General features: G+C 44.3%; 14 protein-coding genes. All 14 read left to right on the top strand.

Annotated features, from left to right (window positions below; genetic code table 11):
* Position 1: 1 nt before the first annotated feature.
* The 14 genes from fliR (at position 2) to tsf (ending at position 13752) form a co-directional block, all read left to right on the top strand.
* Positions 2 to 781, top strand: coding sequence for a flagellar biosynthetic protein FliR (gene fliR, locus CHH91_RS09080; RefSeq protein WP_095223130.1), 780 nt, complete (start codon positions 2 to 4; stop codon positions 779 to 781).
* Positions 782 to 1861 carry a flagellar biosynthesis protein FlhB gene (gene flhB / locus CHH91_RS09085; protein ID WP_095223131.1) on the top strand — a complete coding sequence of 360 codons (1080 nt, stop codon included), beginning with the start codon at positions 782 to 784 and terminating at the stop codon, positions 1859 to 1861.
* An 18-nt stretch (positions 1862 to 1879) separates the two neighbouring features.
* The gene (gene flhA, locus CHH91_RS09090) at positions 1880 to 3913 is read left to right on the top strand and encodes a flagellar biosynthesis protein FlhA (protein ID WP_095223132.1); all 2034 of its coding nucleotides are present in this window, start codon (positions 1880 to 1882) and stop codon (positions 3911 to 3913) included.
* The gene (flhF, locus tag CHH91_RS09095; RefSeq protein WP_095223133.1) at positions 3910 to 5010 is read left to right on the top strand and encodes a flagellar biosynthesis GTPase FlhF; all 1101 of its coding nucleotides are present in this window, start codon (positions 3910 to 3912) and stop codon (positions 5008 to 5010) included. Before flhA ends, flhF begins: the two co-directional genes overlap by 4 nt.
* Positions 5003 to 5887 carry a MinD/ParA family protein gene (locus CHH91_RS09100; RefSeq protein WP_095223134.1) on the top strand — a complete coding sequence of 295 codons (885 nt, stop codon included), beginning with the start codon at positions 5003 to 5005 and terminating at the stop codon, positions 5885 to 5887. The genes flhF and CHH91_RS09100 overlap by 8 nt, the downstream gene beginning before the upstream one ends.
* On the top strand, positions 5859 to 6935 hold the full coding sequence (locus tag CHH91_RS09105; protein WP_095223135.1) for a protein-glutamate methylesterase/protein-glutamine glutaminase: 1077 nt from the start codon (positions 5859 to 5861) through the stop codon (positions 6933 to 6935). The genes CHH91_RS09100 and CHH91_RS09105 overlap by 29 nt, the downstream gene beginning before the upstream one ends.
* Positions 6926 to 8926, top strand: coding sequence for a chemotaxis protein CheA (locus tag CHH91_RS09110; protein ID WP_095223136.1), 2001 nt, complete (start codon positions 6926 to 6928; stop codon positions 8924 to 8926). The genes CHH91_RS09105 and CHH91_RS09110 overlap by 10 nt, the downstream gene beginning before the upstream one ends.
* 12 nt (positions 8927 to 8938) lie before the next feature.
* On the top strand, positions 8939 to 9409 hold the full coding sequence (locus CHH91_RS09115; RefSeq protein ID WP_095223137.1) for a chemotaxis protein CheW: 471 nt from the start codon (positions 8939 to 8941) through the stop codon (positions 9407 to 9409).
* A complete protein-coding gene (locus CHH91_RS09120; RefSeq protein ID WP_095223138.1) occupies positions 9409 to 10053 on the top strand; it encodes a chemotaxis protein CheC in 645 nt (214 codons plus the stop codon). The genes CHH91_RS09115 and CHH91_RS09120 overlap by 1 nt, the downstream gene beginning before the upstream one ends.
* Complete coding sequence (locus CHH91_RS09125) at positions 10046 to 10540, top strand: chemotaxis protein CheD (protein ID WP_095223139.1); 495 nt, start codon at positions 10046 to 10048, stop codon at positions 10538 to 10540. The genes CHH91_RS09120 and CHH91_RS09125 overlap by 8 nt, the downstream gene beginning before the upstream one ends.
* Before the next feature lie 50 nt (positions 10541 to 10590).
* The gene (locus tag CHH91_RS09130) at positions 10591 to 11367 is read left to right on the top strand and encodes a FliA/WhiG family RNA polymerase sigma factor (RefSeq protein WP_095223203.1); all 777 of its coding nucleotides are present in this window, start codon (positions 10591 to 10593) and stop codon (positions 11365 to 11367) included.
* A 36-nt stretch (positions 11368 to 11403) separates the two neighbouring features.
* A complete protein-coding gene (locus tag CHH91_RS09135; RefSeq protein WP_095223140.1) occupies positions 11404 to 11874 on the top strand; it encodes a DUF6115 domain-containing protein in 471 nt (156 codons plus the stop codon).
* 172 nt (positions 11875 to 12046) lie between these two features.
* Complete coding sequence (rpsB, locus tag CHH91_RS09140) at positions 12047 to 12787, top strand: 30S ribosomal protein S2 (protein WP_095223141.1); 741 nt, start codon at positions 12047 to 12049, stop codon at positions 12785 to 12787.
* A gap of 83 nt (positions 12788 to 12870) precedes the next feature.
* The gene (gene tsf / locus CHH91_RS09145) at positions 12871 to 13752 is read left to right on the top strand and encodes a translation elongation factor Ts (protein WP_095223142.1); all 882 of its coding nucleotides are present in this window, start codon (positions 12871 to 12873) and stop codon (positions 13750 to 13752) included.
* Positions 13753 to 13800 lie beyond the last annotated feature (48 nt).

The raw sequence follows: 13800 nt of genomic DNA on the forward strand, positions 1-13800 counted from the left end.
GATGCTGTCGCAAATTGATTATACCGTTGTACCAGCATTTGCTTTAATCCTAGTTCGCCTTGTTGCTTTTTTTGTTACGGTACCACTGTTTTCATATAGAAACGTGCCAACAACATTCAAGATTGGGTTCAGCTTCTTCCTTGCCTTGATTATTTTCTTTACGATAGATCGCCCGACCATTCCAGTCGACCACACGTATTTCCTATTACTTTTCAAGGAAGCAATGGTAGGCCTGACAATTGGTTTGCTTGCTTTTATCGTCATCCAGGCAATAAATGTTGCTGGAGGCTTGATCGATTTTCAGATGGGCTTTGCAATTGCCAATGTCATTGATCCTGTTACAAGGGCTCAAAGCCCGCTGACGGGACAATTCCTATATACGATTGCTACACTGTTCCTGCTGTCTGTCAACGGTCATTTGCTCTTGATTGATGGAATTTTTTACAGTTATCAGCTGATTCCATTGGATGAGATGGTACCATTCGGCAATCAGTCAATTGTAGAACTGGTGCTCCGTACCTTCAGCCAAATGTTCCTCATAGCATTTCAGATGAGCATTCCTCTTGTCGGCTGTTTGTTTTTGGTTGATGTAGCTATCGGTATAGTTGCTAGAACAGTACCGCAGCTGAACGTATTTGTCGTAGGTCCACCGATTAAGATATTGATAGCTTTTGTGCTGCTGTTCCTATCGATGGGTATCTATATGTCAGTAGTTCGGCAGCTGTTCGACTATATGCTTGTAGCAATGCGCGATTTGATGGTGCTGTTTGGAGGGGCTTAAATGAAATATCGTTTAGACCTGCAGTTTTTCGCTGGTGAGAAGACAGAGAAGGCGACTCCTAAGAAACAGCAGGATACTAGGAAAAAAGGACAAGTAGCCAAGAGTCAGGATGTCAACACTGCCATATTGCTTTTATTTTCTTTGGGTGTCTTAGCGCTGATGGGCGGCTATTTCAAGAATCAGTTCCTCCAGCTCTTCACACATGTTTTCGATCATTATCTCAATCAGGATATTACCGCGAATACTGTGCAGACACTTCTGGTGGAGATGAGCATATCCCTTGCGAAAATAGTCGGTCCAGTCATGGGAATTGCTATTCTGGCTGGTCTGGTCTCTAATTTTTCGCAGTTCGGATTGCTGTTCAGCGGGGAAGCAATAAAATTTGACTTGAAGAAAATAGATCCAATTCAAGGAGCAAAGCGGATTTTTTCAGTCCGGGCTTTGGTCGAGTTACTAAAATCCCTTCTTAAGATTGGGCTGGTAGGCGCGGTCACATTCTATGTGCTTTGGCAGAACATGGATACTGTGATGACTATGTTCCTGAAGTCTCCTGAAAACGCAATGCAGTTTTTTGGGAAAATTACTTTATACATGGGTTTTGCAGCAACGATTGCCCTATTGTTTATAGCAGTTCTAGATTATGCATATCAGCGATTTGATTTCGCAAAGAATATTCGGATGTCCAAGCAGGATATCAAGGATGAGTATAAAAACATGGAAGGAAATCCATTGATTCGTTCCAAGATAAAAGAAAAACAGCGCCAAATGTCCATGATGAGGATGATGAGTGAGGTTCCGAAGGCCGATGTGGTCATTACGAACCCGACACACTTTGCAATTGCTATCCAATATGACGACAAAAAGTCTGATACACCAATCGTCATTGCAAAAGGAATGGATCATGTAGCGCTGAAAATAAAGGAAATCGCGAAGGCGAACGATGTAACTATGGTAGAAAACAGACCGCTGGCACGCGGATTATATAAGAATGTAGAGCTGAATCAGCCGATAAAGGAAGAATTCTTCCAGGCGGTTGCGGAAGTGCTCGCCTTTGTGTACCGCACAGAGCGTAAAATGTAAGAGAAGAGGAATTACAACATGAAACTTAAGGATATGTCAGTACTTATAGCAGTTATATTAGTGATCGTCATGCTGATCATCCCATTGCCGGATTGGCTTCTCAGCGTTCTGATCCTGACGAATATCTCGCTTGCTTTGATCGTCATTCTGGTGGCGATGAATACGGAGGAAGCGTTGCAATTCTCAATCTTCCCAACCCTCTTACTTTTGCTTACGCTATTCAGGCTGGCATTGAATATATCGACTACGAGAGCAATCCTTTCAGAAGGCCATGCCGGGGGTGTAGTAGAGACTTTCGGCAGCTTTGTAATCGGTGATAATCCGCTTGTCGGTTTTGTTGTTTTCATCATTTTGGTTATCATCCAATTCCTGGTCATCACAAAAGGGTCGGAGCGGGTATCTGAAGTAGCAGCCCGGTTCACACTTGATGCAATGCCAGGTAAGCAGATGAGTATAGATGCCGATTTGAATGCTGGCATGATATCAGATGTAGAAGCTAAAAAGCGCCGTGAAAAAGTGGAAAATGAAGCGGATTTCTATGGAGCGATGGATGGTGCAAGTAAATTCGTTAAAGGTGATGCTATTGCCGGAATCATTATTGTATTAATCAATATCGTATTCGGATTGATTATCGGGATGATGCAAATGGGCATGACCTTCCAGGATGCTATTAATACGTTTATGCGACTTACTATCGGTGATGGACTGGTCACACAAATACCGGCTATCTTGATTTCTACTGCAACAGGTATCGTGGTGACACGCGTAGCTTCGGAAGGGAACCTGGGCAGTGATGTTACAAAGCAGCTCTTCCGATACCCAAGTTTGTTATATATTGCGGCAGGGACAATCTTCATGCTCGGCTTGACACCGATCAACTTTTTCCTGACAACAACGATTGCTGCCATACTTGCCGGATCTGGTTACTTCTTGTCCAGGATTCAGAAAAAGCAGGAGACAGTGGCAGAAGTCACAGAGGAAGTGCAAGAGGAAGCGACAATGAAGTCTTCGGACAATGTTGTGAATCTATTAAGCATGGATCCTATCGAATTCGAATTTGGTTATGCGCTCATACCGCTGGCGGATACGAATCAAGGAGGCGACTTGCTTGATAGAATTGTCATGATACGCAAACAGCTGGCAATCGAGCTTGGTATCGTTATTCCGGTTGTACGGATACGCGATAATATTCAGCTTGGCCCGAATGAATACCGTTTGAAGATAAAAGGAAATGAAGTAGCAGCTGGTGAAGTGCTGCTGGATCATTACTTAGCAATGAGTCCAGGTGTGGAAGATGATGGTCTGGATGGAATTGAAACACTCGAACCAGCTTTCGGCTTGCCTGCTAAATGGATCAGCGAGGACACGAAGGATGATGCGGAGCTTTCAGGCTACACGGTAGTTGATCCTCCTTCCGTCGTATCTACTCATCTTACGGAAACAATTAAGCGCCATGCGCATGAACTGCTCGGCAGACAGGAAACAAAGCAGCTTATCGATCACTTAAAGGAATCGTACCCAATATTGGCAGAAGAAGTAACACCGGATCCGCTTTCAGTTGGAGACGTACAAAAGGTACTGGCAAAGCTACTGCGTGAGCATGTATCGGTTAGAAATCTGCCGGTTATATTCGAAACACTCGCTGACTTCGGCAGGATGACGACGGATACAGATTTGTTAGCGGAATATGCACGCCAAGCACTTGCACCGCAAATAACGAAGCAATATGTACAGAATAGTCAGCCGCTGCAGGTCATTACCGTATCCGGAGCTGTTGAAAAGGTCATAGCAGATCATATCCAGCAAACAGAGCATGGAAATTATTTGTCACTGGATCCTGAATCTCAGCAGAAAATCGTACAGTCAGTTATGGAACAAGCAGAACGTTTGTCTTTACGGGAAGAAACAGTAATTGTGTTGTGCTCTCCTACAATCCGGATGTACATGCGACAGCTGCTCGATCGCAGTCTGCCGCATGCAGTCGTTCTGTCCTACAACGAATTGGATAATACAACAGAAATCAGGAGTGTCGGGATGGTGAATGTCGCATGAAAATGAAGAAATATACAGCTGCCACAATGCCCGAAGCAATGATTCAGATAAGACGTGAATTAGGTAAGGATGCAGTCATCCTACGAACAAAAGAACTGACAAGCGGCGGATTTCTCGGACTATTTAAAAAGAAACGGATTGAAGTCATTGCGGCTTTGGACAAGCAGGATGTGGCCAGCAGCGCTCGCACAGTGCCACCAGTTATTACATCTGCGGTGTCTCTTGAGAAGAAAGAGACAAATCAAGCAGAAACAGATTTTTCAGCTGAAATAGCAGATCTTAAAAAGGAATTAAGGTCTGTGCTTACTAACCAGACCCGACATTATGCCCTGCCATTGCAAGGATTGTATGATCGACTGCTTCATAACGAGGTTCATCCACAGATCGCTTCTGGTCTTATGGAACGCCTCTTGGAAGATGCTGTGAATGAGGATGAGGAACAAAGACTGCTTGATACGCTTATAAAGCGATTTGATAAGGTGCAGCAGCCCGCACGATTCGAAAAGAAATTTATACATCTTGTAGGTCCGACTGGTGTTGGTAAGACGACAACGATTGCAAAGCTTGCGGCAAAAAGCGCTTTAGTCGATAAAAAAAGGGTTGCTTTTATTACGACTGACACGTATAGAATTGCCGCAATCGATCAGCTGCGAACATACGCCAAAATACTGGAAGTTCCGCTTGAAGTTGCATATACGCTTGAAGATTATCAAGCTGCCAGGGAAAAGCTAGCAGATTATGATGTGGTATTCGTCGATACAGCAGGGAGAAACTTCAAAGATTCCGCCTTTGTAAAAGAGCTTGAGCAAACGCTTGATTTGCAGAATGAAGCGGAAACGTATTTAACTTTGTCCATAACGACAAGAGCCAGCGATCTTTCGGAGATTTACGAACAGTTTGCCCACCTGCCGATCAAGCAGTTCATTTTCACTAAATTAGATGAAGCGAGCCGTTACGGAGGTATCCTGAATTTGGTACAGCAAGCACATATTGGTGTGGCGTATCTAACCCACGGACAGGATGTACCGGATGATATTATCACACCATCCGCGTCTTACTTGGCAAAACGTGTAATGGAGGCGACAGCCCGTGCATGATCAAGCAGCTAAACTCCGGGCAAGTGTTCAGCGCACTTCACTTGGAAGAACCATAGCTGTTGCCAGCGGAAAAGGCGGAGTAGGCAAATCGAATTTCGCTCTTAACTTTTCGTTAGCCTTAAGCAAGCTTGGAAAATCAGTCTTGCTTATCGACTTGGATTTAGGAATGGGGAACATCGAGATATTGCTTGGCAAATCGGCCAAGCATTCCTTTGTGGAAATGATTCAAAACCGTTTAAAACTGGAACAAATTGTCGAAGCAGGACCTGATAATCTTGACTTCATTGCTGCTGGTGCAGCGATGAATGAACTCTTTCATATGGATGGTGCCGGATTCGCCCATTTTCAAAAAGAGTTTGAAAGAGCACAGCAAATCTATGACTTTGTGTTCCTGGATATGGGGGCTGGATTAACAGAAGAAAGTGCATCGTTCATCTTGGCCGCGGATGAAAGTATCGTTGTAACGACAACTGAACCGACTAGCATGATGGATGCATATGCCCTGATAAAACATATCAAACAGCGCGATGCTGAGCTGCCGATGCACCTGCTTGTAAATCGTGCAATCGACAAGCGCGAGGGACAGGATACAGCAGCTCGGATGAAGGAAGTAATACAGACATTTCTTCATACCGAGATAATGCTATTAGGTATCCTGCCGGAAGATAAACAGGTTCCAAAGTCGGTAAAAATGCAGGAGCCATTCCTAAATCACAAGGATACAAAAGCGGGTCCAGTCATTAAGCGGCTTGCAGCCAGCTATCTGAAGCCTGCAGCAGAATCAACAGCTATAGAAAGAACATCGTTTATTGGCAGATTGAAAGATATATGGATGGGAGGAACTCGTAATGGGAAAGATCCGCGTTTTGGTCGTTGATGATTCCGCTTTTATGCGGAAAATCATTTCGGATTTACTGAGCAGTGATGATCGCTTGGAAGTTATCGGAACAGCACGCAATGGCAAGGATGGCCTGGACCAAATCAGCCAACTGAAACCAGATGTAGTAACGATGGATGTGGAAATGCCGATCATGAACGGACTGGATGCGCTGAAGCAAATCATGCTGAAGCACCCTCTGCCGGTTGTCATGCTCTCCAGCTTGACGAAGCAAGGTGCAGATATGACCATTCATGCCATGTCGCTCGGTGCAGTTGATTTCATTGCAAAACCGTCTGGTTCCATATCTTTGGACCTGGATAAAGTGCGGGACGAACTAGTCGTCAAAGTCGTGGCAGCAGCTTCCTCTCGTCTATCAATCAGGGAACAAGTAAAAGCTGCTGAGGTTAAAGTTTTCGCAAAGGCTCCCGAGAAGAAACGGGCGGATCGCAATTTGATAGCGATTGGTACTTCTACTGGAGGTCCAAGAGCTCTGCAGGAAGTAATCGGAAAACTGCCCGCTGCACTGGCTGCTCCTGTTGTTGTCGTTCAACATATGCCAGTAGGATTCACGAAGTCCCTGGCAGAAAGGCTGGATAGTCTCAGTGCAATAAAAGTCAAGGAAGCCGAACAAAATGAAACTTTAAAAAACGGCGTGGTTTATATCGCGCCAGGCGGACATCATCTTACGATTGGCCAGGCAGATAGCAGACTTATTGCCAAACTGACATTGGAAGACCCTGTGAAGGGGCATCGGCCTTCTGTAGACAGAATGTTCGAATCTATCAGCAGTTTGGAAAATGTGGATGTATGTACCGTTATTATGACAGGAATGGGAGCGGATGGAACCGAGGGGCTGCGAAAAATCAAGAATAGACAGCCATCTGTCTACAGCATCGGTGAATCGGCAGAGTCTTGTGTTGTTTACGGTATGCCGAGAGCGGCAGCTGAGGCCGGACTGTTGCATCATGTTTGTCCAGTCCAGTCAATCGCCTCGGCAATCCAGCAGAGAATCAATCTATTAGAGGGGGTCAACAAATGGAAGTAGATCAGTATTTAGGTGTATTCATCGAAGAAAGCAAAGAACATCTTCAAGCTTTGAATCAGCATTTGCTAGAACTTGAAAAACAGCCGGAAGATATTGGAGTAGTCAATGAAATTTTCCGTTCCGCTCATACGCTGAAAGGCATGTCGGCTACGATGGGTTATCAGGATTTAGCCAATTTGACGCATCAAATGGAAAACGTACTAGATGCAATTCGTAATCATCAGATTAAAATCAACCCAGAGATTCTTGATGTGGTTTTTGAGGCTGTAGATAGTCTGGAAGAGATGGTCCTGGATATTGAATCCGGTGGAGCAGGAACAAAAGAGGTAAGTGAGTTGGTCAGCCAGCTTGCGGCAATTGAATCTGGCGAAGCACCGCTTCAGGTAGCTGCAGCAGTTGCAGAGGAAAAGGTTAGTGATACCTCAGGTCTTATTCTGGATGAATTCGAGCTGTCTGTATTACGGGAAAGCGAAGAAAAAGGATTCCAAACCTTCTATACAAAAGTTACGTTACGTGAAGATTGTATGCTGAAGGCTGCCCGGGTTTACATGGTATTCGAAGTACTTGAATCTTTGGGAGAAGTAGTCAAGAGCAATCCGGAGGTTTCCCAGCTTGAGGATGAAGCATTCGACCTGACGTTTGAAGTGTTACTCGTGACAAAAGAGAAGAAAGAACTTATCGAGGAGAAGGTCCTGAAAGTATCTGAGATAGATGCTGTCTCCATCCAAAACTTTTTCGTCGATACATATAAGCACGCACAGGATGAAGGAAAAGAAGAAGTAACTGCTTCTGTGCATGAAGAAAAGGTACAAGAAACAACAAATGAGAAAAAAGCCCAACAAAGCAACAAGACGATTCGTGTGAATATTGAACGCCTGGATATTCTGATGAATCTGTTTGAAGAGCTAGTCATAGATCGCGGCAGACTTGAACAGATTGCCGAGGATGTGAAGCATCCAGAACTGCACGAGACAGTTGAGCGGATGGCTAGAATCTCTGGTGACCTTCAAAGTATCGTACTGACTATGCGGATGGTTTCGATTGATCAAGTATTCAACCGCTTCCCGCGTATGGTAAGGCAGCTTGCAAAAGATCTTGGCAAGAAAATTGATCTGCAGATCGAAGGCGCTGAAACAGAGCTTGACCGTACAGTAATCGACGAAATTGGTGACCCGCTTGTACATTTGATTCGCAACAGTCTGGATCATGGCGTGGAAACTCCGGAAGTAAGACGTGAGCTAGGCAAGCCAGAAACAGGAACAATCAAACTGAAAGCCTACCATTCCGGAAATCATGTTTTTATTGATATTACCGACGATGGTGCAGGAATTAACCGGAAGAAAGTTACGGAAAAAGCAATTAAAAATGGTCTTATCACAAAAGAACAAGCAGCAATCATGACTGATAATCAAGTATTCGGCTTGATCATGCAGAGCGGCTTTTCAACAGCTGACACCATTTCTGATATTTCAGGTCGCGGTGTTGGTTTGGATGTTGTCCGCAATACGATCGAATCACTTGGCGGTACTATTACAATCAATTCCGAAGAAGGAAAAGGATCAGTATTCAGCATAGAATTGCCGCTTACATTATCAATTATCAGTGTCTTGCTTGTTGAGATCCAAAAAGAGAAATATGCTGTTCCGCTATCTTCTATCATCGAAACAGCAATTATTCCGAAAGCGGATATCATGTATGTCCATAATCAAGCAGTAATCGATTTCCGGGGCAGAGTCGTCCCTCTTGTTTCCTTGAAGGACGTTTTCCAAGTACCTGAAGTGAAAGAAGAGGCGGATCACTATTCTGTTGTCATCATTAAAAAAGGTGACAAATCAGCTGGATTGATTGTAGATGGATTTATCGGTCAGCAAGAAATCGTCCTTAAATCCTTAGGAAACTACCTGACTGAAATCTTTGCTATCTCTGGAGCTACCATCTTGGGAGATGGCCAAGTAGCACTTATCATCGACAGCAATGCGTTAATCAAATAAGGAGGGTTCATCATGGCAGAAGAAATCGTACAAGATGTAAAAGTTATTGTTTTTCAGTTGAAAAATGAAGAATATGCAGTACCTGTGACACAGGTTGGGTCTATCGAGAAGATGGAACATATTACGAGAGTCCCGAACACAGAAAGCTTTATCAAAGGTGTTATCAATATGCGCGGTGTTGTGACGCCGATCGTTGATTTGCGAAGCCGTCTCGGCCTTGAAGAGACACCGGTCGATGAAAATACAAGAATCATCATTGTGGATCTGGATGACACGTCAATCGGTTTGATTGTGGATGCAGCAAATGATGTAGTGGATATTCCAGTAGATAAAATAGAAGAGGCGCCGCAAGTCATTGGGGCGATCAACATTGATTACATCGACGGGGTAGTGAAACTTGAGGACAGACTTGTCATTTTACTTGATCTTCGAAAAGTCTTGAAATTCCATGAAATCGAAGCAATCAAGTCCATCGAAAGCTGATGTATGATCTTCGCTATATAACGGAAGATCAGCTGGATGCTTTAAAAGAAGCAGGAAACATTGGTGCAGGGAATGCAGCTACAGCGCTTTCTACTTTGCTCCGCCAAGACATCGATATGAAAGTGCCAGCTGTCCGAATCTGTCACTTTAATGAATTGATTGAATCGATTGGCGGAGCTGAGCAGCCGCTGGCAGCTATCTATCTCAGGGTTCAGGGAGATGCGCCAGGAAATATGTTCTTCTTGCTCCAGCCAGCTGAAGCAGAGTTATTCGTTCATTATATAACGGGGAATGAGAGCTTTTCATGGTCCAGCACGACTCATGATGACATAAACCTTTCCGCTTTGCATGAAATGGGAAACATACTCGCTGGAAGCTATCTATCTGCGATTAGCGACTTCGCCAAAGTGAATATGCAGCCTTCAGTTCCACAAATCAGTGTCGATATGGGAGGCGCTATTTTAGCGAATGGTTTAATTGAGATAGCTCAGGAAAGCGATTATACCGTGGTTATCGACACGGTCATCTCACTGAGCGATCCGAATGAGCAGCAGCACATGGTTGAGGGGAAATTTCTGCTGCTATTGGATCCAGATGCATTCGGTCATTTATTCCATGCTTTAGGAGTAGAGGCAGATGACTGAGGCCGAAATCTTGCATGTCGGGATAGCTGATGCAAAAATCGCTTCCTATCCGCAGCATCTTCGGACAGCAGGACTTGGATCCTGTGTCGGTGTTGTCGTTTACGATAAGCAAAGAGGAATTGCTGGCTTGGCGCATGTCATGCTCCCAGACTCCAGTTTAGCTAAACAGACTCAGATGAACCGCAACAAATATGCAGATACAGCTATGGACGACCTGATTGCCAATCTGCTGCGCCAAGGCGGAAGCAGGAGTCGCTTTAAAGCGAAGCTTGCAGGCGGAGCCCAGATGTTCTCCTTCATGTCCAGTGACGAGAAAATGCGAATTGGTCCTCGTAATATCGAAGCGGTGGAACAGAAGCTGCGGGAATACCGCATCCCTATCGAAAGCAAGGATGTCGGGGGCAGCAATGGACGCACGATTGAATTTAATACAGATACATGTGGTTTGAGGATTAAAACAGTTAGCAAAGAGGAAGAGATCATATAATGGAGCAGCTTCATTCTTATGACGTAACAGCAAACAAAGGAGGGAGTTTCATGATCAATTATGGATCAGAAACAGAACAGCAGTATTGGAACAGCTGGTTTTATAAAAAAGACAGCGATGCTGCCAATGAATTGATGCGAATGTATATGCATGTAGTCGATTACCATACGCAGCGCATCGCTGCGCACCTTCCCTCCAGTGTGAGCAGAGATGATGTCAGAAGCTTCGGTTATACAGGATTGTATGATGCTTTACAGAAGTTCGAGCCAAGCCGGGATTTCAAATTTGAAACATATGCTTCCTTCCGTGTAAGAGGGGCAATAATGGACGGTCTGCGGAAGGAAGATTGGCTTCCGAGAACCGTACGTGATAAAGTGAAGAAAATAGAAGCTGCTGCCAGTAAGCTCGAACAAATGCTGGAACGGAAACCGACCAGTGGGGAGATTGCGAAACAGACGGGCTTAAGCCGTGAGGAAGTAGAAGAAGCGGTGCGGGATGCACTGTTCTCAAATGTTCTTTCCATGGATGATAAACCTGCACGGCCCAAGCAAGACACCCAGGAAACAAGCTATGTCCTTCCTGATCTCAAGACCCCTCAGCCTGAAGATGCAGTGCTGCAGAAGGAGCTTGTTCTGCAGCTGACAGACAGCATCAAGCAGCTGAATCAGCATGAACAGCTTGTTATCAGTCTATTCTATAAGGAAGAATTAACGTTTACAGAAATCGGGCACATACTGGAATTGACAACATCACGAATATCGCAGATTCACAAACGTGCAATATTCAAATTACGGGAATCACTAGCCAAGCTTTCAGCGATCAGCTGAAAGCTATTTCCCTATTTTATAGAAAGAAGGTTTTTCATGCTAACACTACTTGTCTGTGCCAGTCTTCTCCTTCATGTACTGACCTTCATTGCTATCCGCGCGTTGCAATCAAACATACAGCAGCAGGAAACCCGCCATCAGACGGATAAACAAGCGTATGAAGCGATGTTAGGCTCCATACTTGATGAATTGAAAGAAGAAAATGACCGGCTTCTTCTAGCTGACTCACAGCCACGGGAAGTCAATACGAAAAAAAACATGGCGGAGATAATCAACGAACCTTCTCCTGCTTCAGAAGAAGATACACCTTCTGTTTCCGATTACACCCCTCCCCAGCCAGCAGAGGAGGAAGACCAAGTATCCATGTCCAATCTCGGACGTGTCTTGCAGCTTCATGACCAGGGACTGGATTCTACAGAGATTGCAAAACAGCTCGGAATGGGGAAGACAGAAGTAGAATTGATTCTGCTGATGAAGAAAAATGGTGAAAATAGCAGAAAAAGTTGAGAAAGTACAAAAACATGTCTAAGATGCTTGATTGATGGTAATAGCTGTGCTATATTTATTTTTGGTGTTAATACACACGTCTGCCGATTTTTACGGGAGGTGCTGACAAGTTGTCAGTTCCCGATAAAAGATGAAGCAGTCGGAGGAGAAAAAACCATTAGGAGGAAACACTATGTCAGTCATTTCAATGAAACAATTGCTTGAAGCTGGTGTTCATTTCGGTCACCAGACTCGCCGTTGGAACCCGAAAATGAAGAAATATATCTTCACTGAGCGTAACGGCATCTACATCATCGACCTTCAGAAAACTGTGAAGAAAGTCGACGAAGCTTACAACTACGTGAAAGAACTTGCTGCTGATGGCGGTACAATTCTATTCGTAGGTACGAAAAAACAAGCACAGGAATCTGTGAAAGAAGAAGCGATCCGTTCTGGTCAGTACTTCGTTAACCAACGTTGGTTGGGCGGTACGCTTACTAACTTCCAGACAATCCGCAAACGTATCAACCGTTTGAAATCCATCGAGCGCATGGAAGAAGACGGTACTTTCGAAGTACTTCCTAAAAAAGAAGTAGTAGGTTTGCTTAAAGAAAAAGAACGTCTTGTTAAATTCCTTGGCGGTATCAAAGACATGGAAAGAATTCCTGACGCTCTATTCGTTATCGACCCACGCAAAGAAAGAATCGCAATTGCAGAAGCTCACAAATTGAACATTCCAATCATCGGTATCGTTGATACTAACTGTGATCCGGATGAGATCGATTACGTGATCCCTGCGAATGACGACGCTATCCGCGCTGTCAAATTGCTTACTTCCAAAATGGCTGACGCTATCCTGGAATCCAAGCAAGGTGAAGAATTGGAAGATCAAGAAGCTCCAGCTGAAGAAGCTACAGAAGCTGTAAGCGAGTAATGGATGAAGGGTGATAAGGGGGGACCTTTTATCACCCTTTTTTCAAGAAATAAATTGTCCAAACCCTTAAGGAGGCATTTACGATGGCAATCACGGCACAAATGGTAAAAGAATTGCGCGAAAAAACTGGCGCAGGTATGATGGATTGTAAAAAAGCTTTGACACAAACAGATGGTGACATGGAGAAAGCAATTGATTACCTTCGCGAGAACGGTATTGCGAAAGCAGCTAAAAAAGCAGATCGTATCGCTGCTGAAGGTTTGACTTTCATCGCTACAGAAGGCAATCATGCTGTATTGCTTGAAGTGAACTGTGAAACTGACTTCGTTACTAAAAACGATCAGTTCAAAACACTTTTGAACGATCTTGCTCAACATATCCTTACTAACAAACCAGCTAGCGTAGAAGAAGCTTCAGAACAAAAAATCAACGCTGACCAAACTGTTGGTGAATACATCAATGCTGCTATCGCGAAAATCGGTGAAAAGATTTCCCTTCGCCGCTTTGCACTAGTAAGCAAAGAAGACAACCAAGCTTTCGGCGCATATACACATGGCGGCGGACGCATCGGTGTATTGGCATTGCTTGATGGCACAACTGATGCAGAGCTTGGTAAAGATGTTGCAATGCACATCGCTGCGGTAAACCCTCGTTACGTTTCCCGTGATGCAGTGGCTGCTGATGAAGTAGAACGCGAGCGCGAAGTATTGAAAACACAAGCTCTTAACGAAGGCAAGCCAGAAAACATCGTTGAAAAGATGGTAGAAGGCCGTCTTGGCAAATTCTTCGAGGAGATCTGCTTGCTTGAGCAAAGCTTCATCAAAGATCCAGATCAAAAAGTGAAGAAATACGTATCCGACAAAGGTGCTTCTGTAGTTAACTTTGTTCGTTATGAAGTGGGCGAAGGTATGGAAAAACGTGAAGATAACTTCGTTGACGAAGTAATGAGCCAAGTTAAAAAATAAGTACGACAAAAGAGGGGACACTTGGTGTTCCCTTTTTTACAAAATACA

The organism is Virgibacillus sp. 7505, assembly GCF_002272135.1.
GTDB lineage: Bacteria > Bacillota > Bacilli > Bacillales > Amphibacillaceae > Terribacillus.